The following is a 24642-nucleotide window of genomic DNA, read 5'->3' on the forward strand; positions in this document are numbered from 1 at the left end:
ATCGCGGTCATGACCACGACTATTGACTCCATCCGCGAAGACTTTTCCTTCCTTGACGACTGGGAGGAACGCTACCGTTACGTGATCGAGCTGGGTGGAGATCTCGAGCCCTACCCGGAAGAGGCACGCGACGACGCCCACAAGGTTCCGGGCTGTGTCAGCCAGGTGTGGCTTTACACCACGCGCGGAACAGGAGCCGATCCGGAGCTCACCTTCCGTGGCGATTCAGACGCCCACATCGTTCGCGGCCTCGTGGCAATCGTCCTTGCCCTCTACTCCGGCCAGAAAGCCTCCAGGATTCTCGAGATCGACGCCGAAGAGACGCTGCGTGCGCTCGGCCTCGACGAGCATCTGACGCCGCAGCGTGCCAACGGCCTTCGCTCGATGATCCGCCGTATCCGTGCCGAGGCGGAAAAGGCACTCGCCGCTTCCGCCGCCTGATCTCATCTGATGGCCGGGCGGTAGTCCGCTGCTCCCCAATGCAGGATCGGCCTTGCCTCGCGGCTTGCCCGCGTTTCCGGTTCGTAGTGCCGTGCCAACGCCGACAATGCCGACTTCAGCACCACCTTCGCCGAGCGCACCGGCCAGCCGCGTTCGGCCTCGACGGTTTCCAGACCTTTCAGGAAACAACACACGTCGATCAGGACGCCGGCGAGTTCAGGCCCTACCGCTTCGATCGCCTTTTCAACCCGCTGCCGCGCGGCCAGCGCCCTCATCGACAGGTCCTCGCCGCCGTTCCGCCACTGGCCTGAAGCTCCGGAGGCACCTCCCAGCGAGCCCCAGTTGATGCCGAGTCGTGGTATGATCCGCCCGTAGGTATAATCTTTCCGCAGCCGTTCTCCCGCCCGATACTCGCGCTCGTCGAGAAACCGCCTACCGTTGCGGTCGCGCCTGCGCCAGAGCAGGTCGAGTGGACTTTCGTTCTGGTTGACGATCACCCGCTCGGCGCCCGAGGCCCTCACCACGCTCGCAACTTCTCGCTCTTGATGCTGGGTAGCGTGCGCATCCGCCGGCGCTTCCGCCCGCTTGGCCGCCTTTCTGCCCACCTCGGTCAGCGCGACGGCCTCGCCGGTCATGGTAAGAAGTTCTGCGCGGGCAAGGCTCGCGAGCACGTCCGCCTCCTCGCCGATGACGCCCCTGTCGCCGCCGTCGAGCAGCACCCTGCCCTTCGTTGCCGCTGATTGCAGGCGCGCGCTTCCCTTTGCGAGGAAGGCCAAGAGCCTCCTCTGCCGCTTTTCATCGATCATCAGATAACCTCGTTGCCGCGTCCTTCCGTGAGGCCAAAGGCGGCCGCGATCACGCGTTCGGTAATGGAGACAATGCGGTCGAACTCAAGGTCGTCGCGCATGTCCTCGATCTGGTGGCAGGCATACAGAACCGTCGTCCGGTCGCGCCCAAAGCCGTGGCCGACGTCGCGCATGCTGAGCGCTAGCGTAACATGCGCCACGTACATCGCGATCTGCGTGACGCGAGCGATGTCGGCGGTCGACCGCCGCGGATTGCGCAGATCCTTGCTGCTGACGCTGAACAGCGCCGATGTGATGTCGATCACCGCATCGCAGATAGAAATGACGCGCTCTGACCGCGGCAGCTTGGCGAGCCCCGTTGTCCTGGCATCCCGCACGGGGTTCCTGCGGCTGCGGCCTTCTGCTGCTTCCGGGTTGCCACCCAACAGCACCGGCTGCTGGCAGCTTTCGCAGTATTCCCTCTCTGACTGTCTCGCCTGCTTCGCGGTCGTCGATCGCACGTTGAGCACCCCGTTGAAATAGGAATGCTTTCTTATATTCGATCAACGGGAGAGTGTGAACAAATCGAGAACAAATAGCTTAATGAAACGAACTCTTGCTGGAATTCATTTCGCTTTTTCCTCCGAACCCTCGCCACACTGCCGGAACTTATCCACTCGCTTCCAGGCCCCCCCAGAGTCCCCATCAGATAACCGACGAGGCATTCTGATGAACACTTTGCAGGACGAGATCCGCGCTTTCCGGCAGCGCAGGTCAGGCGAACACGACCACGCCCGACAGTTGATGGCGCTGCAGCTCTGCGCTGGCATGGACATGGAAAAAGCTCTGGAAGCGGATGGCGCGGAGCAGGAGCGGATCATCCTGCGCCTGCAGCGTCTGCTTGAGCGCGAGCGATTGCGCGGTATGCGCCGGCACTGGAGCTACGACCTCAACCGCCACATCTCGCTCAAGCAGGCGCTCGACCTGTTCCGCGCGCGGGCGGGCATAAAGCAAAAAGGGCAGCGATCTTTCGACCGCTGCCCTTTGGGCTCCAGCGTGACTGGATAATTCTTACTTTGCCTTGCGGCCGAGACCCATCTTCTTCGCCAGGTCCGAACGCGCTCGCGCGTAGTTCGGCGCGACCATCGGGTAGTTGGGGTCGAGGCCCCACTTCTCGCGGTACTGGTCGGGCGTCATGCCGTAGTGAGTCATCAGGTGACGCTTCAGCGACTTGAACTTCTTGCCGTCCTCGAGACAGATCAGGTAGTCGTCGTGGATCGACTTCTTCGGGTTAACCGCAGGCTTCTGCTTGTCGGTAGGAGCCTGTTCAACGGCGCCTTCTACCCGGCCAAGTGCAGCGTACACGTCTGCGATGAGGTTTGGCAGCTCACCGACCGGAACCGGATTGTTGCTGACGTAAGCGGAAACAACATCCGCGGTGAGCTCAATGAGCATTTCGCCATTTCTGGCGACAGTCTCGTTCGTATCCATTTTGGCCCCAATATTGGAATGTTAGTCATTTCCGCGGGCGATCTGGTGCCCGGAGGAAGACGCTGCAGCGGGTGCGTTGGCCACACCTTCCGATTCGCATCGTCACGGCATAAATGGTACTCTACGAAGAGTAAGTCAATTCAAAACTTGCGATTTTTTCCGTGAACCAAGTGGAAAACCAGTATTGGGACGGGCCACTAGTTGCGGCATTTGGTCGACGGGCGATTTAGACCACTGGCCGATAACTCTGACATTTGCCCGCAAATGCTGCAATTGACGATTTTTCGTCCTTGTGCAGCGATTGGATCAGAGGATATTCGCTAACCTGACAATTCTAGGAAGCCGCTATGTCCATTAGATCATCCAACTTTCTCCGAAAAGATGCACCTTTGCCGCACCGCAAGAAGTTCGTCCACACCGCACACGGAATTTCGCGGCAGGACGACTACGCGTGGCTTCGAGCGGATAATTGGCAGGAAGTGTTTCTTGCGCCGGATAAGCTGGATCCCGAGATCCGCGCTCACCTTGATGCTGAGAACGCCTACCAGCAATTGTTGATGGCCGACACAGCTGAACTGCGTAAGACCCTCTTCGAGGAGATGAGGGGCCGCATCAAGGAAGATGATTCAAGCGTACCAATGAGGGATGGCCCCTACGCCTATGGTACGTCCTTCGTCACCGGTGGCGAACATCCGAGGTACTTCCGCATTCCGCGTGACGGCGGCGACCAGCAGATCCTGCTCGATGGTGATGCCGAGGCAAAGGACCTTGCCTATTTCCGCATCGGCGGCGTTGACCACTCCGGCGACCACAAGCGCCTTTTGTGGGGCTATGATGACAAGGGATCCGAGTTCTACACGCTGAAGGTCCGTGACCTCGACAGCGGCACCGACCTGCCGGACGCGATCAGCAACACCGGCGGCTCCGGCGAATGGGACCAGTCGAACGGCGGCTTCTTCTATACGCGCCTCGACGAGAACCACCGCCCCTCGCAGATCTTTTACCACCGTCTCGGCGATGACGTCGTCAGCGACCGGCTGATCTACGAGGAAAAGGATCCCGGCTTTTTCATGGATGTCGGCGGCACGCGGCTGCGCGATTGGATCATGATCTCGATCGGTGATCACGAGACGTCCGAGTACCGCCTGCTGCCGGCGAACGACCCGTTCGCCACGCCGATAACGGTCAAGGAGCGCGAGACCGGCGTTCAGTACGACCTCGAAGAAGGCGGCGACGTCTTCTTCATCCTAACCAACTCGGGCGGCGCGAAGGACTTCCGCATCATGACCGCGCCGGTCAGCGATCCGCGCGAGGAAAACTGGACTGAACTCGTCCCGCACGAACCTGGCCGCCTGATCCTCTCGATCATCGSCTTCCGCGACTGGCTCGTCCGCCTCGAGCGCAAGGACGGCCTGCCGCGCATCGTCGTGCGCGAGCGCGCGACCGGCAACGAGCACATCGTCGCCTTCGACGAGGAGGCCTACTCGCTGGGCCTGTCGGGCTCGTACGAGTACGACACCGACGTGATTCGCTTCTCCTATTCGTCGATGACGACGCCGGCGCAGGTGTTCGACTACGACATGCGCACCCGCGAGCGCGTGCTGCTGAAGACGCAGGAAGTGCCGTCCGGTCACAACCCCGCCGACTACGTCACCCGTCGCATCATGGCGCCTGCCCACGACGGCGAAACCGTGCCGATCTCGCTGCTCTACCGCAAGGACACGCCGCTCGACGGTTCTGCGCCCTGCCTGCTTTATGGCTACGGCTCCTACGGCGTCACCATCCCGGCCTCGTTCAACACCAACTGCCTGTCGCTGGTCGACCGCGGGTTTGTCTACGCGATCGCCCACATCCGCGGCGGTAAGGACAAGGGTTACGCCTGGTACGACGAGGGTAAGCGCGAGAAGAAGGAAAACACCTTCCATGACTTCATCTCGGCCGCGCGGTACCTCGTATCCGAAGGCTTCACCTCGCATGACCGCCTCGTTGCACAGGGTGGCTCGGCAGGCGGCATGCTGATGGGCGCGGTTGCCAACATGGCGCCGGATGCCTTCGCCGGCATCATCGCCGAAGTGCCGTTCGTCGACGTGCTGACGACCATGCTTGACGCGACCCTGCCGCTCACCCCGCCGGAATGGCCCGAATGGGGCAACCCGATCGAGTCGCTCGACGACTACAAGACGATAGCGGCCTACTCGCCCTACGACAACGTCAAGGCGCAGGCTTACCCGCCGATCCTGGCGGTTGCCGGCCTCACCGACCCGCGCGTCACCTACTGGGAGCCAGCCAAGTGGGTTGCGCGCCTGCGCGAGCTGAAGAACGACGACAACCCCGTCCTGTTCAAGATCAATATGGACGCGGGTCACGCAGGCGCGTCCGGCCGTTTCTCCCGTCTCGAGGAAATCGCCTACGTCTACGCCTTCGCCCTCAAGGTCGTTGGCGAGGCCTCAAAATGAAGAAGGCTCGGAACCTGGTTCCGGGCCTTCTTCATGATGTGTCCCTCAGTCGGCGCTCGGATGGCCGGGAATGGCCATCAGGTATGCCGCGATCGCTTCGCGATCCTCCGCCGACAGCTTCGCCATGTTGCGGACAACCGGTGCCATCGAGCCGCCGACCGAATCGAACTCCGGGGTGAAGCCAGTTTCGAGCAGGTCGATGATCTCCGTCTTCGACCAGTCACCAATCCCGCCTTCGCCCGTGGTGATGTTGGGCACGCTGCCCTCGCCTTCGGCGGCCTTGGCACCCGCAAGGCCAGCGGCTCGCGTCCAGCCCGCCGAGTATCCCGCGCGGCGTATGGCATTCGCCGCAGTGCCCCGGCCCCTCGACCAGATACTGCCCGCGCAGCACTTCCTCGCTGGCATTGGCCATCTGCACCCTCGGCTTGTCGCTGAGGTAGAGCAGCTTCCAGTAACCGAGCGCCCAGCGCTGGTTGAACGGGAAGCTCAGCTCATGCTCGGGCGCCTTGCCTTCCACCTCCGGCAGCGTCTTCAGGAACGCGTAGAGGTCGGCAATATCCGCCGGCTTCATCCGGGCGTAGGACGTATAGGGAAAGGCGGGATAATAATGCCGGCCGTCCGGCGAGACGCCGCGCATCATCGCGTTGGCGAGGTCCTCGACGCTCCAGCTGCCGATGCCATCTGTCGGATGCTGCGAGATGTTTGGCGCAACGAAGACGCCGAACTCGGTCTTGAAGCGCTCACCGCCGCCAAGCTGCAGCACCGCATCGCCTTCAGCACCCGGCGCCGCGTGGCACGAGGCGCAGCCGGCCGCCCAGAACACCTGTTCGCCCCGGCTCGCATCCCCTTCCCCGAACGACGCCAGCGCCGCGGCGTTCAGCCGCGAAGGCGTCGCAAGGAACCACGCCGCACCGCCGGCGACAGCTGCGGCTACCAGCAAGCCGGCGGAAATTTTGGCAAGTGAGGACATGCAAGCCGCCGTTAGTTGCGGTAGGTCTCGTGGCAGCCGCAACCTTGGAGAGGTAGTCCTCGTTGGCCTTCTTGAAGCCCTCGCGGTCCGACCAGATGCTCTCCTTCACCTTGGTGTCGCCGGTCTCGGTACCGGCCGGATAAAACGCATCGACGTCCGCCGCTGCCTGCGCATTCGCATTCAGCTTCTCCAGCGCATCCAGCACGGTCGCCGCGTCAAAATCCGCGCGGCCCTGTGCGATCGGGGCCAGCACGCGCAGGATCTGTCCGCGCTCCTTCATGTTGGCCTGGCGCTGTTCAATCGGGTTCGCGGTCGCCCCCATCGTCATGACGGAAAGAGCGGCGGCAGCGTAGATGAACAGTTTCATGAAATAACTCCGGTAAAATTCGCTATGGCCCATTGCGGATCCATCGTCGCGATAATGGCGATTTCGCATCTGCGGAAAAGTCACATCCGCCCGCCGAGGACTCACGCTTCTGTGATGGTTCCGGCAAAAGAAAGCCCCGGCGTGCCGGGGCTTCCATGTCTCGCGGCTGCGAGAAATTACTTCGTCGCCGCCTCGTACATCTCCAGGACGTAGTCCCAGTTGATGAGGCTGTCGACGAACGCCTCGAGGTACTTTGGACGGGCGTTGCGGTAATCGATGTAGTAGGAGTGCTCCCAGACGTCGACGCCGAGGATCGGCGACGCGCCATGGACCAGCGGGTTCTCACCGTTCGGGGTCTTCGAGATCTCGAGCTTGCCGTCCTTGACCGACAGCCATGCCCAGCCCGAACCGAACTGGGTCGTACCAGCATTGATGAAGTCGGCGCGGAACTTGTCGTAGCCGCCGAGGTCGCTGTCGATTGCCTTCTGCAGCGCGCCCGGAAGGCTCGTGCCGCCGCCGCCCTTCTTCATCCACTTCCAGAAGTGGATGTGGTTGTAGTGCTGGGCAGCGTTGTTGAAGAGGCCCTGGTTCTTGCCGAAGGACTGCTTCACAACTTCCTCGACCGACAGGCCGTCCATGCCTGCTTCAGCGGCCAGCTTGTTGCCGTTGTCGACATAGGCCTTGTGATGCTTGTCGTGGTGGTACTCGAGCGTCTCCTTCGACATGAACGGCTGGAGAGCCTCGTAGTCGTACGGCAGTTCCGGAAGTTCAAAGGCCATGGCAATATCTCCCTCGCTGAAATGGTCTGGGTTCGAACTGTACATAGGCGCGCACCGCGGCTTCACAACCCTCGGCGGCGCAATGTCCCGCGATGTTTAGCGCCTCTTTACGCAGCTGTCGAATGGGCCCATTGCCAATAAAGCTCGCGTGCCCGCTTCGCCACCGGTCCGGGCTGCAGCTCGCGGTCCTCGATCTTGATGATCGGCACCACCTTGGAGTGGTTGCCGGTGGAGAAGATCTCGTCCGCGTCCAGGAAATCCTGCACTTTCAGCGTTTTCTCGACCACTTTGAAGCCAGCTTCCCGCAGCAGTCCGATGATGCGCGAGCGCGTGATCCCAGCGAGGAATGTGCCGTTCGCGACGGGCGTCATCACCACGCCGTCCTTGACGATGAACACGTTCGAAGAAGCGGTCTCGGCAACGTTGCCGAGCATGTCGAGGACCAGCGCATTGTCGAAGCCGCGGTTCCGCGCCTCCAGAATCGCACGGCCGTTGTTCGGATAGAGGCACCCTGCCTTGGCGTTGGTCGGCATCGTCTCAAGCGTCGGCCGGCGAAACGGCGACACCGTGATTGAGAAGCCGGACGGCGGCAGCATCGGCGACTCGTAGAGGCAGAGGCAGAAGCGCGTCGAATCCGGATTGGCCGGCACGCCCATGTAGCCGCCATACTCGGCCCAGTAGGTCGGACGGATGTAGATCGCCGTCTTGCCGTCGAATTTCTTGATGCCCTCCCAGGTAAGCGCGACCATTTCTTCCACGCCGACCGTCGGTTTCAGGCCGAGATTGGTGGCGGACTCGTTGATGCGCGCGCAGTGGAGGTCGAGGTCGGGCGCGATCCCCTCGAACCAGCGGGCGCCGTCGAACACGCTGGAGCCGAGCCACAGCGCATGGCTGCGGGGACCGATCACAGGGACGTTCCCTTCGTACCAGTCTCCCTCAATGTAAGTCCAAGTCGTGCTTTCGGCCGGGCTCGCAAGGTTCATGACTGATCTCCTTCTTTGAGCGGCATCGAAGGCGCTTTGTCCCGTTGCGTCAACCGACAGCTTGAAAACATCGATCAGTCCAGCCGTCTCTTTCGCTTGACCGCATGCTGCACCTGCGTTCAAGTCACTGACACCATGAGACATTCTGCTTACGTATTCGACGCCTACGGCACCCTCTTCGACGTCCACGCCGCCGTGCGGCGCCATGCGGCGAGGCTCGGGCCGGAGGGTCAGCGGCTGTCCGACATCTGGCGTGCCAAGCAGCTGGAATATTCGTGGGTGCGCACGCTGATGGGCAGCTACCGCGATTTCTGGCAGCTCACCGAAGACGCGCTCGATACGGCGTTCCGGCTGGTGCCTTCCGCCGATCCCGGCATGAAGAAGCAGCTGCTTGAAGCCTACTGGCATCTCGACTGCTATCCGGAAGTGCCTCGCATCCTGCGCGAGCTCAAGGCTGCTGGAGGCCGCATCGCCATCCTTTCGAACGGTTCGCCAGCCATGTTGCAGGCCGCCGTGCGCTCGGCAGCGCTGGATCACGTCATCGATGAGATCTTCTCCGTCGACGAGATCCGCAAGTTCAAGGCCGCCCCGGAGGTCTACGACCTGGTCACCACCAGCTGGCGGCTCTACCCAGACGCCGTGTCGTTCCAGTCATCGAATCGCTGGGACATCGCCGGCGCGCAGAAGTTCGGCTTCCACACGGTCTGGATCAACCGCTCCGACCTTCCGGACGAATACCTCGATCACGAGCCGAACCTGATCCTCCCGTCGCTCGAGGGTCTCCTGACTGCTTTTTGAGCAGCATCGCTACGTCAGCGTGGCGAAAGAACAACAGGTGGCGAATCACTCACGGGATAGGACTGCCGAGGGGCAATTCGCGGTTGCACAACGCCCGCCGCGATACCTATACAGCCCGCACAACCTTGAACTGGAACCAACGTGTCCAATCCCATGATCTCCCGGCGCTCCCTCCTCACGGCAGCAACCGCGACAATTGCGACTGCTGCGCTCGCAGGCTGTTCTGAAACCACTTCGGGCGAATCGCGTCCTGCGGCGCGCACCCCTTTCGCCCCGCCGCCGATGCCGGAGCTCGCGCCTCCAGCGTTGATGTATGCGGCGATGACTGATGGTGGCCACAACATTCCGGCGGTTCCGTATCAGAAGATCGATTCGCGCTACCATCGCCAGATCGTCGCTGACCCGACCGGCGAGCGTCCCGGCACGGTCGTCGTCGATACCGGCAACCACTTCCTCTATGTCGTGTTGCCGTTCCGCCGCGCGGTTCGCTACGGCGTTGGTCTCGGCCGCCAGGGCTTCGAGTGGTCCGGTGAAGGCGTGATCGAGTGGAAGCAGCCGTGGCCGCGCTGGCATCCGCCGGCAGAGATGATCGAGCGTCAGCCGAACCTCAAGAAGTACGCGACGACCTACGATCCGAAGACCAAGCAGTGGCTTGGCGGCATGGAGCCGGGCGTCAACAACCCGCTCGGTGCACGCGCCCTCTACATCTACCAGAACGGTAAGGACACGCTGTATCGCCTGCACGGCTCGCCGGAATGGTGGTCGATCGGCAAGTCGGTCTCGTCGGGCTGCGTCCGCCTCATCAACCAGGACGTGATCGACCTCTATGAGCGCGTCGCTGCGAAATCGCCGATCATCGTCACCTCGGGCCTGCGGATCACCTGATCCGCTCGCCACATCGGGCACAGGAAAAACGCCATGCGACCGACTGGTCCGCACGGCGTTTTCTTTTTTCAGTCTGTCTCAGCGCTTGCGCAGGCTGCCGAGGATGCCGCGCACTAGTTCGCGGCCAAGCGTCGAACCGACCGTGCGCACGACTGNCCGTCTGCCGGTTGCCGGTACTGCGCGAGCGGCCCGGCTGCTGCCGCCACCGCCGCCGAAATCCGGCAGCGTCCAGCCGCCACCGCCGGTATCGGCGCGCTGGCGCTCCTGTTCAACGCGACGGTCGTCTTGCTCCTTGGCGCGGGCGGATTCCTCCGCACGCTTCTGCAGGATTTCGTAAGCCGACTCGCGGTCGATCGCATTGTCGTACAGCCCACGCACCGGGCTCATTTCCATGACCTTGCGGCGTTCTTCCGGCGTGATTGGCCCCATTTTCGCTGAGGGCGGACGGATCAACGTCCGCTGCACCATCGACGGAATGCCCTTCTCCTCCAGCACAGACACCAGCGCCTCGCCGGTGCCGAGCTGGGTGATCGCCGTCGCGCAGTCGAAGTCGGGGTTCGGACGGAAGGTGTCGGCCGCCGTCTTTACGGCCTTGGCCTCGCGCGGCGTGTAGGCACGAAGGGCGTGCTGGATGCGGTTGCCGAGCTGGGCCAGAACCGTCTCGGGCACATCGAGCGGGTTCTGGGTGACGAAGTAGACGCCGACGCCCTTCGAACGGATCAGGCGCACGACCTGCTCGATCCGCTCGACGAACGCCTTAGGCGCATCGTTGAACAGCAGGTGCGCCTCGTCGAAGAAGAAGACGAGCTTTGGCTTAGCCGGATCACCCACTTCCGGCAGCTCCTCGAACAGCTCCGAAAGGAGCCACATCAGGAAGGTCGCGTAGAGCCGCGGGTTGTTCATCAGCTTGTCGGCGGCAAGCACGTTGATCGCGCCGCGGCCGTCGCGCGTCGTGCGCATCAGGTCGCTAATCGACAGCGCCGGCTCTCCGAAGAAGAAGTTGCCGCCCTGCTGCTCGAGCACCAGCAGCTGGCGCTGGATGGCGCCGACCGACTGGCGCGAGACATTGCCATAGCGGGCCCCGATTTCCTGCGCGCGCTCGGCCATGTTGGTCAGCATCGCCTGCAGGTCCTTCATGTCGAGAAGCAGCAGGCCTTCCTCGTCGGCAAGGCGGAAGGCGATGTTCATCACGCCTTCCTGCGCTTCCGTCAGGTTCATCAGCCGCGACAGCAGCAGCGGCCCCATCTCGGAGATCGTCGTGCGGATCGGGTGGCCCTGCTCTCCGAACAGGTCCCAGAAGATCACCGGGAACTCGGCGAACTCGTAAGGCTCAAGCTTGATGGCCTCGGCGCGCTTGTGGAGAAAATCCTGCGACACGCCCATCTGCGACAGGCCCGCGAGGTCGCCCTTGATGTCCGCGCAGAACACCGGCACGCCGGCATTGGAGAACCCTTCGGCCAGGATCTGCAGGGTCACGGTCTTGCCGGTGCCCGTTGCGCCCGTGATGATGCCGTGGCGGTTGGCATACTTCAGCAGAAGCTCTTCCGCCTTCTGGTAGCTGTCATCCGGCTTTCGGCTACCGCCGACGAAAATGCTCTTCTGCTCGTCCTGCCACATCCTGCCTCTCCCGCGTGTCCGGTGCCACTGAGTGGGTATCGTCTCCTCGTATATCCAGCGCTTTACTTGCTGCCAATGAGGTAATGGTCAGGAGGCCGTGGCCGATTCATCACAGCGGTTTCGGAAATGCCCGCGTCCCGTTGCGATCAAACTTCGAGAACGTCCGTTGCATTGCGGGATCAGGGTACCCACCCTAAACTAAGGGTTCGATGCGGAGGAAAGCAGATGGAAGCGGCAATCATCAGCGCAGGCAGTTTCCCGCCGATGAACCGGGCGGACTGGCTGGAAATCGGGCGGCAGGCGGTCATCAAGCGTCGTGCTGACGCGCCACAACCTCCACGCAGCGCGGATCTCCGCTTCCAGCAGCCGCGGCTCGATGTCGGCGCCGCGGCCATGGAAGGCAACGCCGGTGCCGGCTGGACGATCGTCCAGCGCATCGATGACGTCGATCCGCGTCGCGCCAATCATCAGGCCCAGGAAGACATTGCCGGCGGCGCAACCGGCCTTTCGATCGTGTTCGAGGGCGCGCCGAATGCGTTCGGCTATGGCCTTCCAGCCCGCCCGGAATCGCTCGCGGCGGTGCTGCACAACATCCAGCTCAACCGCATCCACCTTCGCATGGACATGCATCCCGCAAGCCGCGCGTCGGTTGACTGGCTGATCGAGCTTGCTCGGCGCAAGAAGGTCGACCCGGCCCGCCTCAGCCTCTCCTTCGGCATTGATCCGGCAGCCCTTTTTGCCGGCAGCGGCACGCTGCGCATGTCGGTGGCAGCGCTGCAGGCGTCGATGCCCCCCTCACTCGGCCACTTCTTCGGCCTTGGCATCCCCGCCGTGCTTCTCGAGGCGGACGGGCGCGTCGTCCACAATGCCGGCGGCAGCGAGGCGCAGGAACTTGGCGTGATGCTGTCTGCAGCCGTGTCGTATCTGCGCATGTTCATCGATGCGCGGCAGCCACTGGTCTATGCCGCGCCGCATATCGGCTTCTCGCTCTGCGTCGACCACGACCAGTTCATTTCTGTGGCCAAGATCAGGGCGCTGCGTCGCCTGTGGTCCAAGGTGCAGGAGATCTGCAACATCCCAGCCCTGCCACCGAAGATCCACGCCGAAACTTCCTACCGGATGATGTCGGCACGCTCGGTCGAGACCAACATCGTCCGCGCTTCGCTCGCTGCTTCCGCCGGCGCCGATACCGTCAGCGTCCTGCCGCATACCCAGCCACATGGACTGCCGGATGCGCATGCGCGCCGCATTGCCCGCGACCTGCAGCTGGTGATCGCCGACGAGACGCACCTGTCGTCGCTTGCCGATCCGGCCGCGTCGTCCGAGGATCTCGACATCCTCGTCGCCTCGCTCTGCGATGCTGGCTGGGAAGAGTTCCGCCGGATTCAGGAAGAAGGCGGCCTGCTGACCAGCCTCGCGGCCGGTTTCGTGCAGCAGCGCGTCTTCCAGGCGCGCGAACAGCGCTTGCTTGCGCTGCGCAAGGGCAGCTTCTCCATCGTCGGCACCACGATCGACCAGCCGAAGGAAGACGTCGCTCCTGCTACGCTGGCAGCGACGCGCCGCTCGGCGCCGACCGAGGGCGTCGCCCGCTGCGACCGCCTCGCGCCCGTCCGCTTAGACGAGCTATTGGCGCAAGGCTGATCGATGGTCTCAGGCCAGCGCCTGCGTTGGCCTGAGCGTTCCGACCTCGATGCCGTTCCAGTTGTGCATCACCGGATGCGCGAACTCCCTGAGCTTCGCCGCGAGCTCCTCGTCCTTCTCCATCAGCTTGGCAAGCGCGGCTGCGACCATAACCTCCGAAGCACGCACCGCGCCGTCGTCGCACTTGATGGCGATGCCGAGCCCCAGTTCCGGGATCGCGCCGCAATAGACGGCCTCGGCCCCAGTCTTGATCATGATGCGTCCGTTCGCGGCCTGCATCAGTCGGGTGTCGAGCTTGTCGGTTCCGGCAACATAGTACGGCTCGGCCATGCAGGCTTCGAGGATGCGTTTGGCGGCTTCTGCCCGCTTCGGTGCAAGGCCCACGCCTGTCGCCATTTTCGCAAAACCCTGCGCCAGCGCGCGCTGCGGGACGGCATAGGTTGGGATCGAGCAGCCGTCGGTCCCGCAATTGTCGATGCCGTGTACCGCACCCGTCACCGATTCCATCGCCTCGCGCACCATCTGCTGCAGCGGATGCTCGCGCTTCACGTAGCCCTTGTAGTCGAGCCGCAGGTGCTGGCAGGTGCACAGGAAGCCTGAGTGCTTGCCGGAACAATTGTTGTGCAATGCCATCGGCATCTGGCCGTGCCGGGCAAGGTCCAGCGCGGCTTCCTGACGCGTCGGCCAGTGTGCGCCGCATTCGAGCGCGCCCGGCGACAGCCCTGCCCGATCGAACATTGCGGCGGCAAGCGCAGCGTGCTTTGGCTCGCCGGAATGCGAGGCGCCAGCAAACGCGATTTCGCGAACGCCGAAGCCGAACGCGTCGGCCGCACCAGACTCGACGAACGGCAGAGCCTGGATCGCCTTTACCGCCGAGCGCGGAAATACCGGCCGGTCAATGTCGCCGATCTCCAGGACCACGCCGCCATCGGCATCGACGACCGCAACAGACCCGCGGTGCGTGCTCTCGACGATGTTACCGCGCGTGACTTCAACCAGAACCGGATTTGTCATTATCTCGTCCAGACATGAGTTCTCTGCCTCTCGTTTCTCCGCCACCGGCGCATCGGCGCCTGCGACCGCTCAGGCTTTTGAGAGGCGTTCTCCTATTTATCCTCATCGTCTTCGTAGCGCCAACTGCCGCCACGGCAGCCTGGTGGGCGATGGCCGACCGGCCCACCTCCTGGAGCTCGGCAAACTGGGAGTCGAGCGGCATCCTGCCACCCGCATCCGACGATCCCGAGGCAGCGATCTACATCATGGCCGCGCGCACCGGCGGCATGAAGGGAGCGGTCTCGGTGCATAGCTGGATCGTGCTCAAGAAGCCCGGTGCCCACAGTTATGAGCGATACGACAAGGTCGGCTGGGGCTCGCCGATCCGCATCAACGGCTACGCCGCCGACGCCTACTGGTATTCCAACCAGCCGTCGATCATCCGCGAAATTCAGGGCGAGGAGGCTGAACGCCTCATCCCCGAAGTCGAAGCGGCCATTGCCGCTTACCCATATTCCCAGCGCGGCGGCTACCGGATCTGGCCGGGCCCGAACTCGAACACATTCGTTGCCCATGTGCTGAATGCGGTACCGGCGCTCGGCACGGTGCTGCCACCCAACGCCGCCGGCCGCGACTATGCCGAGGGCCCAGTCTCGCTGCGCGTCGCGAGCGACTGGCGCGATCTGCACTTTACGCTGAACGGCCTCGCCGGCTTCGCCGTCGGCCTGCGCAGCGGCATCGAGTTTCATTTCATGGGAGCGGTGGCCGGCATCGATTTCCTGCGCCCGGCGCTGAAGATCCCTGCTCTCGGCCGCGTCGGCCTCGACTAATTAGAGCCTGCGCCGCATCCCGGCGGCCATGAAACCGCCATCTACGGCGATCGTCTGGCCGGTAATGTAGGCGGCCTCAGGCGACAGCAGGAAGGCGATTGCCGCCGCCACTTCGTCCGGCTCGCCATGTCGGCTTAGCGGGACGTGCTGCAGCCATTCCTGGCGCATGTTCTCGTCGTGCAGCCGCGCCGACAGCGGCGTCTCTATGACGCCGGGTGCCACGCAATTCACGCGCACATCGCGGTGCGCTAGTTCCACCGCCATCACCTGCGACATCAACGCGACACCTGCCTTGGACGCACCGAACGCCATCCGGCCCTCATTGCCGCGCATGCCGGACACCGACGCAAGATTGACGATCGACAGCGTCTCCGCCATCCGCTCGACCGCCGCACGCGAGGTGATGAATGAACCGACGACATGGATGTCCAGCATCTCGCGCAAGAGCTCGGCGCTCGTCTCGAGGCATGGCGCGACATGCGCCACGCCTGCCGAGTTGACGAGACCGCCGATGGGTCCCAAGACGTCCGCGACCTGGTCGAAGGCGTCGGAGACCATTTCTTCATCGGTCACATCGACTGGAATGAAGATCGCGCTCTCGCCCGCGAGCATGTCCTCGGCGGAAGCAAGCGCCTCAGGGTTCACGTCAAGGACGGCGACCGGCCAGCCGTCGTCCAGCAGCCACTCGACTGTCGCCAGTCCGATTCCAGATGCTCCTCCGGTGACGACGGCCGACGGCTTCATCTGATCCGTTCGAGGATCGACACGTAGTTGGCGACGGCCGCGCCGCCCATGTTGAAGATGCCGCCGAGTGTCGCGTCCTTGATCTGGATGCCGCCGGCTTCACCCATGAGCTGCATCGCGGTGAGCGCATGCATAGAAACGCCTGTCGCGCCGATGGGATGGCCCTTCGCCTTCAGYCCSCCCGACGGGTTCACCGGCAGGSGGCCATCCTTTTGCGTCTGGCCTTCGAGCGCGATTTTTGCGCCCTGCCCCGGCTTCGCAAGGCCCATCGCCTCGTATTCGATCAGCTCAGCGATGGTGAAACAGTCATGGGTTTCGACAAAAGACAGATCGTTGAGCGTCACGCCCGCCTGTTTCAGCGCCCGCGCCCACGCTTCCGAGCAGCCTTCGAACAGCAGGATGTCGCGCTTCGACATCGGCAGGAAGTCCTGCACGTGCTGGTTAGCGCGGAAGGTGACGGCCCGGCGCATCTGCTTTGAGGTTTCATCGTCCGCTAGCACAATCGCCGCGGCGCCATCCGAGACGAGCGAGCAGTCGGTGCGCTTCAGGGGCCCCGCGACAAACGGATTCTTCTCGCTCTCAGTGCGGCAGAACTCGAAGCCGAAATCCTTGCGCATTTGCGCATACGGGTTCTCGACGCCGTTCTTGTGGTTCTTGGCCGCGATGTAGGCGAGTGCATCTGACTGGTCGCCATGGCGCTGGAAATAGGCAGCGGCGATCTTGCCAAAGACGCCGGCAAAGCCTGCGGGCGTGTCGCCGTCTTCCGGCAGGTAGGAGGCCTTGAGGAGGTTCTTACCGATCTCCGGCCCCGGCGTCGTCGTCATCTGCTCGACGCCGACCACCAAGACGATGCGCGCTGCGCCCGAGTCGATCGCCTGTATGCCCTGACGCACCGCCGCCGAACCGGTGGCGCAGGCGTTTTCCACGCGCGTCGCCGGCTTGAAGCGCAGGCGGTCGTCAGCCTGCAGCACCAGGCTCGCCGTGAAATCCTGCGCCGAGAAACCGCCGTTGAAGTGGCCCAGAACGATCTCGTCGACATCGTCCGGCCCGATGCCGGCATGGTCCAGCGCATCGCGCGCAACACCGACGATCAGGCTTTCGACCGTCTCGTCAGTCAATTTGCCGAAGGGCGAATGCGCCCAACCCACAATGTTTGCAGTCATAGTCTCTCTCCCGCGGTCGAGCATAGCATGAAGGCCGCCGCCTTCATCGCCCAATGTTTGTTCAACCATGAACTGTCTGCGTAGCCTCGTAAAGAGCCGCCACTTCCCGCAGCGTCAGCATTTTTTTCTTGATTGATGGCTCAATCAAAAATAGCTTCGCGGCCGCAAGGAGCGCGAAATGCCAAAGGTTGGAATGGAGCCAGTGCGCCGCAAGGCGCTGATCAATGCTGCGATCTCGGTGATCGGCGAGCACGGCTCGCTCGACGTCACCATGACGGAGATTGCCGGGCGCGCGGGCGTCTCGGCGGCGCTTGCCCATCATTACTTCGGCGCCAAGGAAGGTCTCCTGCAGGAGACCATGCGCCACATTCTGCGGGAGCTCGGCCACGACGCGGCCAACGCGCTGCGCGGCGTCACCGATCCGCGTCAACGCCTGTCGGCGCTGGTCGCCGTCAACTTCGCGAACAGCCAGTTCAGCACCGAGACGGTCTCCGCCTGGCTCGCCTTCTATGTCGAAGCCCAGCGCTCGGAGCCAATGCGCCGGCTTCTTTTAATCTACGCGCGTCGCCTGCACTCGGACCTGATGAGCGGCCTGCGCCACCTGCTGCCGCTCGACGAAGCGACCCGCACGGCCGAGGGCGTCGCGGCGCTCATCGACGGGCTCTACATCCGCTGCGCACTGCGCAGCGCAGCACCCGATGCCGCGAGCGCCATCGCGCTCGTGGAGGACTATCTCGATCACAAGTTGTCGGGGGAACGAGGCGGATGACGACACGGCCGAACATTCTCATCATCATGGTGGACCAGCTGACCGGGACGCTGTTCCCGGATGGTCCGGCCGACTTCCTGCACACGCCCCACCTCAAAGCGCTCGCAGCCCGATCGGCTCGGTTCAACAACAACTACACCGCCTCGCCGCTCTGCGCCCCTGCCCGCGCCTCCTTCATGAGCGGCATGCTGCCCTCGCGCACGCAGGTTTATGACAACGCGGCCGAGTTCGCATCGTCGATCCCGACCTTCGCGCATCACCTGCGCGCCGCCGGCTATCACACCTGCTTGTCGGGCAAGATGCATTTCGTCGGTCCCGACCAGCTGCACGGCTTTGAAGAACGGCTGACGACCGACATTTATCCAGCCGACTTCGGCTGGACCCCGGACTGGACAAAGCCCGGCCAGCGCATCGACTGGTGGTATCACAACCTCGGCTCGGTGACCGGCGCGGGCGTCGCCGAGATCACCAACCAGCTCGAATATGATGACGAGGTCGCGCATCATGCGGTGCAGAAGCTCTACCAGCTCGCGCGCCAGTCAGAGGACGACGATCGCCAGCCCTGGTGCCTTACGATCTCCTTCACCCATCCCCACGACCCCTATGTCGCGCGTCGCAAGTACTGGGACCTCTACGAGGACTGCGAGCACCTCGATCCGCAGGTCGGCTTCATTCCTTATGAACAGCAGGATCCGCATTCCCGCCGGCTCTATGACGCCAGCGACTACGGCTCGTTCTCACTGACGGACGAAGACATCCGCCGCTCGCGCCGCGGCTACTTCGCCAACATTTCCTACATCGACGACCATGTTGGCGCGCTGGTCGACGTGCTCGCGCGAACGCGCATGCTCGATGACACGCTCATCGTCTTCTGCTCCGACCACGGCGACATGCTCGGCGAGCGCGGCCTGTGGTTCAAGATGACCTTCCTTGAAGGCTCATCGCGCGTGCCGCTGATGATCGCGGGCCCCGGCATCACCCCGGCCGGGGTCGATGTGCCGACCTCCAACCTCGATGTCCTCCCGACACTCTGCGACCTCGCCGGCATCGACATCGAAGCCATCCGACCCTGGACCGACGGCGAGACGCTGAAGCCGCTGATGCACGGCGGCAAGCGCAGTGAGCCCGTCTATATGGAATATGCAGCCGAGGGCTCGATCGCGCCGATGGTCGCGATCCGCACCGAGCGCTTCAAATACATCCACTGCCCTGCCGATCCGGCGCAGCTGTTCGACCTCGAGGCAGATCCCCTCGAGCTGACCAACCTCGCGGCCGATCCTGCCCATGAGGCCCTTGTCGCCGAGTTCGAGGCAATGGTCGCGGCACGCTGGGACATCCCCGCTTACGACGCGGCCGTGCGCGAAAGCCAGGCTCGCCGCCTCGTCGTCTATCCGGCCCTTCGCAACGGCGCCTACTACCCGTGGGACTTCCAGCCGCTGCAGAAGGCCTCCGAGCGCTACATGCGCAACCACATGGACCTCAACGTCCTCGAAGAGCGTCAACGATTTCCAAGAGGTGAGTAATGCTACAGGCTGACTTCGTCATAGTCGGCTCGGGTTCTGCTGGCTCGGCGATGGCCTACAGGCTGTCCGAGGACGGAAAACACTCCGTCATCGTCATCGAATACGGCGSCTCCGACTTCGGGCCGCTGATTCAGATGCCGGCAGCACTTTCCTATCCGATGAACATGCGGCGCTACGACTGGGGGTTCCAGACCGAACCGGAGCCGCATATCGGCGGCCGCGTGCTCGCGACCCCGCGCGGCAAGGTTGTCGGCGGCTCGTCGTCCATCAACGGCATGGTCTATGTGCGCGGCCACGCGCGCGACTTTGACCACTGGGCCGAGCAGGGCGCGACCGGCTGGTCCTATGCGAACGTCCTCCCCTACTTCAAGCGCATGGAGAACTCGAAGGGCGGCGAGGATGGCTGGCGCGGCACCAGCGGCCCGCTGCACGTCCAGCGCGGCCCGCGCAAGAACCCGCTCTACACCGCCTTCGTCGAAGCGGGCAGGCAGGCAGGCTTTGAAACGACCGACGACTACAATGGCTCCAAGCAGGAAGGCTTTGGCCCAATGGAGCAGACGATCCATCACGGCCGCCGCTGGTCCGCTGCCAACGCCTATCTGAAGCCGGCCCTCAAGCGCCCGAACGTCAGGCTCGTCAACGGCTTTGCACGCCGCGTCGTCATCGAGAATGGCCGCGCGACCGGCGTCGAGATCGAGAACCGCAGCGGCATCCAGGTCGTGCGCGCCAACCGCGAGGTCATCGTCGCCGCGTCCTCGATCAACTCGCCCAAGCTCCTGCTCCTCTCCGGCATCGGCCCTGCCGAGCAACTGCGCCAGCACGGCATCGAGGTGGTCGCCGACCGTCCCGGCGTCGGCCAGAACCTCCAGGACCACATGGAGCTCTACATCCAGCAGGAATCGCTGCAGCCGATCACGCTCTATTCCAAGCTCAACCTGTTTTCGAAGGCGCTGATCGGCGCGCAGTGGCTGTTCTTCAAGACCGGCCTCGGCGCCTCCAACCACTTCGAAGCCGCCGCCTTCGTGCGCTCGAAGCCCGGCGTCGACTATCCGGACATCCAGTACCACTTCATCCCGATCGCGATCCGCTACGACGGCAAGGCCGCAGCCAAGGCGCACGGTTTCCAGGCCCATGTCGGCCCGATGCGCTCCAAGTCGCGCGGCAGCGTCACCCTGCGCTCAGCCGATCCGTGGGAGAAGCCGGTCATCCGCTTCAACTACATGTCGCACCCGGACGACTGGGCCGACTTCCGCCACTGCATCCGCCTTACCCGCGAGATCTTCTGCCAGAAGGCGTTCGACCTCTACCGCGGCCGGGAAATTTCGCCCGGCGCCCACGTCCAGACCGACGAGCAGCTCGACGACTTCATCCGCGAGCACGTCGAGAGCGCCTACCACCCGTGCGGCACCTGCCGCATGGGCCGCGCCGACGACCCGATGGCGGTGGTCGACTCCGAATGCCGCGTGATCGGCGTCGAGGGCCTGCGCGTCGCCGATTCGTCGATCTTCCCGCGCGTGACCAACGGCAACCTCAACGCGCCGTCGATCATGGTCGGCGAGAAGGCTTCCGACCACATCCTCGGCCGGCAGCCGCTCGCCCCSKCGAATCAGGAACCCYGGATCAACCCGCGCTGGCGTGAGTCGGACCGCTAGGTCCGGCCGCGCACGCACCGTCAATTTCGGCTAGGATCGGCCAACACGAGAGGACAATTCCCATGCGCGCCCAGCCAAAAGCTTCGCACTACATCAACGGCCGTTTCGTCGAGGACGACCAGGGCCAGCCGATGGATGTCATCTATCCGGCAACCGGCGAGGTCATCGCCCGCCTGCATGCCGCGACGCCCGCGATCATCGAACAGGCGATCGAGGCTGCCCGCGAGGCGCAGGACAAATGGGCGCGCATGCGCCCGGCCGACCGTGGCCGCATCCTGCGCCGCGCCGCTGACATTCTGCGCGCCCGCAACCAGGAGCTCTCCGAGCTCGAGACGCTCGACACCGGCAAGCCGATTCAGGAAACCACCGTCGCCGACCCGGCTTCCGCCGCCGAGGCGCTGGAGTTCTTCGGCGGCGTAGTGGCCGGCTTCTCCGGCCACTATGTCGATTTCGGCGGCCCGTTCGCCTACACGCGCCGCGAGCCGCTGGGCGTGTGCGTCGGCATCGGCGCCTGGAACTATCCGATTCAGGGCGCCGGCTGGAAATCCGCCCCCGCCCTCGCCATGGGCAATGCGATGGTCTTCAAGCCGTCGGAGAACACGCCGCTCAGCGCCCTTGCGCTCGCCGAGATCTACACCGAGGCCGGCCTTCCCGACGGCCTGTTCAACGTCGTCCAGGGCTTTGGCGATGTCGGCGGCGCGCTGATCAGCCACCCGGTGGTCGCAAAAGTCTCGCTCACCGGCTCGGTGCCCACCGGCCGCAAGGTACTCGGCATTGCCGGCTCGCTGATGAAGCACGCGACCATGGAACTCGGCGGCAAGTCGCCGCTCATCATCTTCGACGACGCCGATGTCGAGAACGCCGTCGGCGGCGCCATGCTCGCCAACTTCTACTCCACCGGCCAGGTCTGCTCCAACGGCACCCGCGTCTTCGTCCAGAACGGCATCTACGAGCGATTCGTCGAGCGCCTCACCCAGCGCACGGCGAAAATTAAGATCGGCGACCCGCTCGATCCGCAGACGCAGATGGGCCCGCTCATCAACAAGGCGCAGCACGACAAGGTCACCGGCTACATCAGGATCGGCCAGGACGAAGGCGCCACGCTGCACCATGGCGGCGGCGTGCCGCGCCTCCAGGGCTTTGAAAACGGCTTTTATGTCGAGCCCACCATCTTCACCGGCGTGAAGGACGACATGCGCATCGCCCGCGAAGAAATTTTCGGGCCGGTGATGAGCATTCTGACCTTCTCTGAGGAGGATGAGGTCATCGCCCGCGCCAACGACACCGAGTTCGGCCTCTCCGCGGGCGTCTTCACCCGCGACCTTCCCCGCGCGCACCGCGTCATCGCGGAGATCAAGGCCGGCAGCTGCTGGATCAACCATTATAATCTCGCGCCCGCGGAGCTCCCCTTCGGCGGCTTCAAGCAGTCCGGAATCGGCCGCGAAAACTCGCTCGCGGCGCTCGATCACTACTCCCAGCTGAAGTCGGTCTACGTCGAAACCGGGGATGTGGAGAGCCCCTACTAAAAATTGCAAAAAAGTTCGTTGGCCGGGCTTGCAGGGTCCAGAGGAGGACGCTATAAGCCCGGCCACTGGCCACGGAGTGTAGCGCAGCCTGGTAGCGCACCTCGTTCGGGACGAGGGGGTCGCAGGTTCAAATCCTGCCACTCCGACCAGTCAGATCAAAGAGTTATCCCGAAACTCACCTCCCATAAAATCTGACTAAACGGCAGCGGAACGCAGCGCCCATCGGCTCGTCTTGCGCCCAGCGTGCACTGGCGCGGCTTCATGATTTTTGACACCCGCCCTGCACTGTAACGGGCTCGCTTTCGCCTAGCCTCCCGCACTCCGTCGAAGGCGCCTTGCCGCCGTCGCACACCCCGGCACGCGTCGTCCCCGGACATCCGCGCCTTCCCCTCAGCCGCGCGCGCCGCGAACCCTCCCACACCACCAGCCCCGCCGCGATTGCGCACACTCCTCGGCCCCTGCTCCGACCATCGACCAGAGGGCCTGAGACGCTCGATTCTTCCCGCAAGCATCATCGGACAGCCCTGCTGATGCATCCATGCAACAGCCAGAAGACGCTCCGGAGGCGGAATTCCCCGCATCGACTCCAGTGGTCCCGCTACTTCCACCCGCCGATCGCGATTTCCTCCTCCCGGCTATCTGCCTCACATCTTGCTTCCGCACCGTTATTCCCCACCCTCTCCTCACCCTCCTCCATCTTCCCCTGGGTCATATGGCGCCCCCGCCTGTTTTCCGTGAATTTGCTCCTTTAAATCCACTAACCATCTACTTTTTCTTTATTATTTTTCATGCCGTTTATTCACGACTTATTCCGTATGATCCTGCCCCTCAACTGGCCGAGATGTACTTTGCAGAACGGCCGCGCCGCATAACAGACCGGTTTAACCAATTATTAATTTCATTCATTAGCACCACCTAATTACAGTGGTGGTCTATACTCCATTTATTCAGTAATGCAAGTACTGGACAAGCAAGATTTGTTTTGCATACTTCAGCCTACTTGTGGGGCGCCGTTATGGCGGGGAGTATCATGGCTAAGGGCAGGACGAGCGCGGATCTGAAGGATGTCGACCGCACCGAGAATCGGGTGGACATCGGCCGCTGGCTGAAACAGCAGCGCGAAGCCGCGGGCCTCACGCAGCGCGAGCTCGCTGCGCGGGTTGGGTCGCTCTACTACACCTACATCTCCCAGGTTGAGAACGGTCAGGGAAAGATCATTCCCGAGCGCTGGGAGGCGTGGGCCAGGGCGCTCAACATCCACCCCCGCGTGTTCTCGATGAAGATGCTCGAGGCATACGAACCGGTCGCCTACAGGATGATCTTCGGCGATGAATAACCGCAACGGCGTAAAGATGCGATGGAACAAAAAGATGTTCTAAACTGTCTTCGCGCTCAGCTGTACTGGTTAATCGCCAGCAGTTGCTATGCTAGCCAAGTAAATTGGCGCGCATGATCAAGGGTGGAAAGCAAAGTGGCTTACGAGGATCAAAGTTAGACCATTTTGCTTTACACAATTCGCCAAGCCTATGGAGAAGGAACTCATGGCTCTTACTTTTGCCGCTACATACTATTACTAGAACCGCTCGGATGTTCTTGATGCATACTTGAGCTCCGACATGTCTCTGTCCCCGTATGAGTTTGCGCTCAGCCACTACAATCTTCATGGTTGGCGCGAGGGCGCAAATCCGCATCCGGTGTTCGACACTAAGGAATATCTGGACGCGAATCCGGACGTTAAGGCTGCGGGTGTGAACCCCTTCGACCACTTCAACAATCATGGCCTCGCCGAAGGCCGCGCTCCGAGCTCCGAGCTCAAAGGTACCTTCATTTACCTCGTTCGATTGGGAAACGTACGTCAACGCCAATCCTGATCTTCAGGCCGCTGGTATCAACACCGCCGAAGCAGCCTACAATCACTACATCAACCATGGCTACGCGGAGAATCGTCCGGGCGCCCCGGGAGATGGCGCGTTTGAACTTGACGAGGCTCTGGAGCAGCTAGAGCATCTTTTATGAACACAGAGTCGGTTTGAGGATTCACGGGATCAGTTTAGTCTGATTCACTGCTCTTGGTGATTTGCCAGGAGGGTGGTGATGACGAGGAGCTTGAGCGGGGACCTTCGCGGTCGAGTTATTGCGGCGATTGAAGATGGGGTTTCGACGCGGGAGGCGGCACGACGCTTCCGTATCGGGATCTCAACGGCCGGGGCCTGGTATCGGCGCTATCGC

The 24642-nt window shown here is 63.1% G+C and carries 26 protein-coding genes and 1 tRNA gene; 15 read left to right on the plus strand and 12 right to left on the minus strand.

Translation table 11 applies throughout. The features are described 5' to 3' along the window. The first annotated feature begins 9 nt into the window (after positions 1–9). Positions 10–441 (plus strand): SufE family protein, encoded by a 432-nt coding sequence (locus L610_RS03590; protein WP_144702560.1) that lies wholly within the window; start codon positions 10–12, stop codon positions 439–441. A gap of 2 nt (positions 442–443) precedes the next feature. On the opposite strand, the gene L610_RS03595 is transcribed toward L610_RS03590, so the two are convergent. Together L610_RS03595 and L610_RS20415 are read right to left on the minus strand one after the other, a co-directional pair. Continuing rightward, the gene (locus L610_RS03595) at positions 444–1247 is read right to left on the minus strand and encodes a DUF6456 domain-containing protein (protein WP_246658910.1); all 804 of its coding nucleotides are present in this window, start codon (positions 1245–1247) and stop codon (positions 444–446) included. Continuing rightward, entirely contained in the window at positions 1247–1747 is a 501-nt protein-coding gene (locus tag L610_RS20415; protein WP_246658911.1) for a helix-turn-helix domain-containing protein, read from the minus strand. Before L610_RS20415 ends, L610_RS03595 begins: the two co-directional genes overlap by 1 nt. A gap of 208 nt (positions 1748–1955) precedes the next feature. Here L610_RS20415 and L610_RS20420 point away from each other — a divergent pair, with 208 nt between their 5' ends. Next, complete coding sequence (locus L610_RS20420; RefSeq protein ID WP_246658912.1) at positions 1956–2294, plus strand: cytoplasmic protein; 339 nt, start codon at positions 1956–1958, stop codon at positions 2292–2294. 3 nt (positions 2295–2297) lie between these two features. On the opposite strand, the gene L610_RS03610 is transcribed toward L610_RS20420, so the two are convergent. Next, positions 2298–2717 carry a MucR family transcriptional regulator gene (locus L610_RS03610; protein ID WP_024848120.1) on the minus strand — a complete coding sequence of 140 codons (420 nt, stop codon included), beginning with the start codon at positions 2715–2717 and terminating at the stop codon, positions 2298–2300. A gap of 347 nt (positions 2718–3064) precedes the next feature. On the opposite strand from L610_RS03610, the gene L610_RS03615 reads away from it, so the two are divergent. Further along, a complete protein-coding gene (locus tag L610_RS03615; RefSeq protein WP_144702563.1) occupies positions 3065–5173 on the plus strand; it encodes a S9 family peptidase in 2109 nt (702 codons plus the stop codon). 45 nt (positions 5174–5218) lie between these two features. Here L610_RS03615 and L610_RS20805 read toward each other — a convergent pair whose 3' ends face one another. The 5 genes from L610_RS20805 to L610_RS03635 all read right to left on the minus strand — a co-directional run bounded on the left by L610_RS20805 (position 5219) and on the right by L610_RS03635 (position 8272). Next, positions 5219–5431 carry a hypothetical protein gene (locus L610_RS20805; RefSeq protein WP_371712940.1) on the minus strand — a complete coding sequence of 71 codons (213 nt, stop codon included), beginning with the start codon at positions 5429–5431 and terminating at the stop codon, positions 5219–5221. Next, entirely contained in the window at positions 5394–5996 is a 603-nt protein-coding gene (locus tag L610_RS03620) for a cytochrome c (RefSeq protein WP_371712941.1), read from the minus strand. The genes L610_RS20805 and L610_RS03620 overlap by 38 nt, the downstream gene beginning before the upstream one ends. After that, the gene (locus L610_RS20810) at positions 5947–6510 is read right to left on the minus strand and encodes a cytochrome c (RefSeq protein WP_371712942.1); all 564 of its coding nucleotides are present in this window, start codon (positions 6508–6510) and stop codon (positions 5947–5949) included. The genes L610_RS03620 and L610_RS20810 overlap by 50 nt, the downstream gene beginning before the upstream one ends. A 176-nt stretch (positions 6511–6686) precedes the next feature. After that, positions 6687–7289, minus strand: coding sequence for a superoxide dismutase (locus tag L610_RS03630; RefSeq protein ID WP_024848124.1), 603 nt, complete (start codon positions 7287–7289; stop codon positions 6687–6689). A gap of 107 nt (positions 7290–7396) precedes the next feature. Further along, positions 7397–8272 (minus strand): branched-chain amino acid aminotransferase, encoded by an 876-nt coding sequence (locus L610_RS03635; RefSeq protein ID WP_144702569.1) that lies wholly within the window; start codon positions 8270–8272, stop codon positions 7397–7399. 135 nt (positions 8273–8407) lie between these two features. On the opposite strand from L610_RS03635, the gene L610_RS03640 reads away from it, so the two are divergent. Both L610_RS03640 and L610_RS03645 read left to right on the plus strand, forming a co-directional pair. Further along, complete coding sequence (locus tag L610_RS03640) at positions 8408–9070, plus strand: haloacid dehalogenase type II (protein WP_024848126.1); 663 nt, start codon at positions 8408–8410, stop codon at positions 9068–9070. A 321-nt stretch (positions 9071–9391) separates the two neighbouring features. Further along, the gene (locus L610_RS03645) at positions 9392–9955 is read left to right on the plus strand and encodes a L,D-transpeptidase (RefSeq protein WP_348601896.1); all 564 of its coding nucleotides are present in this window, start codon (positions 9392–9394) and stop codon (positions 9953–9955) included. A 78-nt stretch (positions 9956–10033) separates the two neighbouring features. On the opposite strand, the gene L610_RS03650 is transcribed toward L610_RS03645, so the two are convergent. Continuing rightward, positions 10034–11572: a helicase HerA-like C-terminal domain-containing protein gene (locus L610_RS03650; protein ID WP_144702573.1), complete on the minus strand. Its 1539-nt coding sequence runs from the start codon at positions 11570–11572 to the stop codon at positions 10034–10036. A 225-nt stretch (positions 11573–11797) separates the two neighbouring features. Between L610_RS03650 and L610_RS03655 the strand changes: the two genes are divergently transcribed. Continuing rightward, on the plus strand, positions 11798–13213 hold the full coding sequence (locus tag L610_RS03655; protein WP_144702576.1) for a methylmalonyl-CoA mutase family protein: 1416 nt from the start codon (positions 11798–11800) through the stop codon (positions 13211–13213). Between the two features lie 9 nt (positions 13214–13222). On the opposite strand, the gene L610_RS03660 is transcribed toward L610_RS03655, so the two are convergent. Then, positions 13223–14227, minus strand: a complete 1005-nt coding sequence (locus tag L610_RS03660) for an asparaginase (protein WP_144702579.1) — start codon at positions 14225–14227, stop codon at positions 13223–13225. A 14-nt stretch (positions 14228–14241) separates the two neighbouring features. Here L610_RS03660 and L610_RS03665 point away from each other — a divergent pair, with 14 nt between their 5' ends. Continuing rightward, the gene (locus L610_RS03665; RefSeq protein ID WP_051473185.1) at positions 14242–15036 is read left to right on the plus strand and encodes a DUF3750 domain-containing protein; all 795 of its coding nucleotides are present in this window, start codon (positions 14242–14244) and stop codon (positions 15034–15036) included. Here the strand turns inward: L610_RS03665 and L610_RS03670 are convergent, their stop codons facing one another. Both L610_RS03670 and L610_RS03675 read right to left on the minus strand, forming a co-directional pair. Further along, positions 15037–15780, minus strand: a complete 744-nt coding sequence (locus L610_RS03670; RefSeq protein WP_024848132.1) for an SDR family NAD(P)-dependent oxidoreductase — start codon at positions 15778–15780, stop codon at positions 15037–15039. Further along, positions 15777–16943 carry an acetyl-CoA acetyltransferase gene (locus tag L610_RS03675; RefSeq protein WP_144702582.1) on the minus strand — a complete coding sequence of 389 codons (1167 nt, stop codon included), beginning with the start codon at positions 16941–16943 and terminating at the stop codon, positions 15777–15779. Before L610_RS03675 ends, L610_RS03670 begins: the two co-directional genes overlap by 4 nt. Before the next feature lie 178 nt (positions 16944–17121). Here L610_RS03675 and betI point away from each other — a divergent pair, with 178 nt between their 5' ends. The 8 genes from betI to L610_RS20815 all read left to right on the plus strand — a co-directional run. Next, positions 17122–17712, plus strand: coding sequence for a transcriptional regulator BetI (gene betI, locus L610_RS03680; RefSeq protein ID WP_144702585.1), 591 nt, complete (start codon positions 17122–17124; stop codon positions 17710–17712). Next, the gene (gene betC / locus L610_RS03685; RefSeq protein ID WP_144702588.1) at positions 17709–19235 is read left to right on the plus strand and encodes a choline-sulfatase; all 1527 of its coding nucleotides are present in this window, start codon (positions 17709–17711) and stop codon (positions 19233–19235) included. Before betI ends, betC begins: the two co-directional genes overlap by 4 nt. Beyond that, entirely contained in the window at positions 19235–20887 is a 1653-nt protein-coding gene (gene betA, locus L610_RS03690) for a choline dehydrogenase (RefSeq protein WP_144702591.1), read from the plus strand. The genes betC and betA overlap by 1 nt, the downstream gene beginning before the upstream one ends. Before the next feature lie 62 nt (positions 20888–20949). Beyond that, the gene (gene betB, locus L610_RS03695; protein ID WP_144702594.1) at positions 20950–22413 is read left to right on the plus strand and encodes a betaine-aldehyde dehydrogenase; all 1464 of its coding nucleotides are present in this window, start codon (positions 20950–20952) and stop codon (positions 22411–22413) included. A gap of 72 nt (positions 22414–22485) precedes the next feature. Then, a tRNA-Pro gene (locus L610_RS03700) sits at positions 22486–22562 on the plus strand. An 881-nt stretch (positions 22563–23443) separates the two neighbouring features. Beyond that, a complete protein-coding gene (locus tag L610_RS03705; RefSeq protein WP_144702597.1) occupies positions 23444–23749 on the plus strand; it encodes a helix-turn-helix domain-containing protein in 306 nt (101 codons plus the stop codon). Between the two features lie 280 nt (positions 23750–24029). Further along, on the plus strand, positions 24030–24284 hold the full coding sequence (locus tag L610_RS03710) for a hypothetical protein (RefSeq protein WP_144702600.1): 255 nt from the start codon (positions 24030–24032) through the stop codon (positions 24282–24284). 223 nt (positions 24285–24507) lie between these two features. Continuing rightward, on the plus strand, positions 24508–24642 hold a 135-nt coding region (locus L610_RS20815; RefSeq protein ID WP_186441306.1), incomplete at its 3' end, for a helix-turn-helix domain-containing protein.

The sequence above is a fragment of the Aminobacter sp. J44 genome, assembly GCF_007829415.1.
Lineage (GTDB): Bacteria > Pseudomonadota > Alphaproteobacteria > Rhizobiales > Rhizobiaceae > Aerobium.

Coding starts and splice junctions, on each gene's coding strand:
- L610_RS20810 (WP_371712942.1), bottom strand. CDS start 6,510: ATGAAACTGTTCATCTACGCTGCCGCCGCTCTTTCCGTCATGACGATG.
- L610_RS03630 (WP_024848124.1), bottom strand. CDS start 7,289: ATGGCCTTTGAACTTCCGGAACTGCCGTACGACTACGAGGCTCTCCAG.
- L610_RS03710 (WP_144702600.1), top strand. CDS start 24,030: ATGTCTCTGTCCCCGTATGAGTTTGCGCTCAGCCACTACAATCTTCAT.
- L610_RS03595 (WP_246658910.1), bottom strand. CDS start 1,247: ATGATCGATGAAAAGCGGCAGAGGAGGCTCTTGGCCTTCCTCGCAAAG.
- L610_RS03660 (WP_144702579.1), bottom strand. CDS start 14,227: ATGACAAATCCGGTTCTGGTTGAAGTCACGCGCGGTAACATCGTCGAG.
- betC (WP_144702588.1), top strand. CDS start 17,709: ATGACGACACGGCCGAACATTCTCATCATCATGGTGGACCAGCTGACC.
- L610_RS03645 (WP_348601896.1), top strand. CDS start 9,392: ATGACTGATGGTGGCCACAACATTCCGGCGGTTCCGTATCAGAAGATC.
- L610_RS03610 (WP_024848120.1), bottom strand. CDS start 2,717: ATGGATACGAACGAGACTGTCGCCAGAAATGGCGAAATGCTCATTGAG.
- L610_RS20420 (WP_246658912.1), top strand. CDS start 1,956: ATGAACACTTTGCAGGACGAGATCCGCGCTTTCCGGCAGCGCAGGTCA.
- L610_RS03655 (WP_144702576.1), top strand. CDS start 11,798: ATGGAAGCGGCAATCATCAGCGCAGGCAGTTTCCCGCCGATGAACCGG.
- L610_RS03705 (WP_144702597.1), top strand. CDS start 23,444: ATGGCTAAGGGCAGGACGAGCGCGGATCTGAAGGATGTCGACCGCACC.
- L610_RS03635 (WP_144702569.1), bottom strand. CDS start 8,272: ATGAACCTTGCGAGCCCGGCCGAAAGCACGACTTGGACTTACATTGAG.
- betI (WP_144702585.1), top strand. CDS start 17,122: ATGCCAAAGGTTGGAATGGAGCCAGTGCGCCGCAAGGCGCTGATCAAT.
- L610_RS03590 (WP_144702560.1), top strand. CDS start 10: ATGACCACGACTATTGACTCCATCCGCGAAGACTTTTCCTTCCTTGAC.
- betB (WP_144702594.1), top strand. CDS start 20,950: ATGCGCGCCCAGCCAAAAGCTTCGCACTACATCAACGGCCGTTTCGTC.
- L610_RS03670 (WP_024848132.1), bottom strand. CDS start 15,780: ATGAAGCCGTCGGCCGTCGTCACCGGAGGAGCATCTGGAATCGGACTG.
- L610_RS03665 (WP_051473185.1), top strand. CDS start 14,242: ATGAGTTCTCTGCCTCTCGTTTCTCCGCCACCGGCGCATCGGCGCCTG.
- L610_RS03640 (WP_024848126.1), top strand. CDS start 8,408: ATGAGACATTCTGCTTACGTATTCGACGCCTACGGCACCCTCTTCGAC.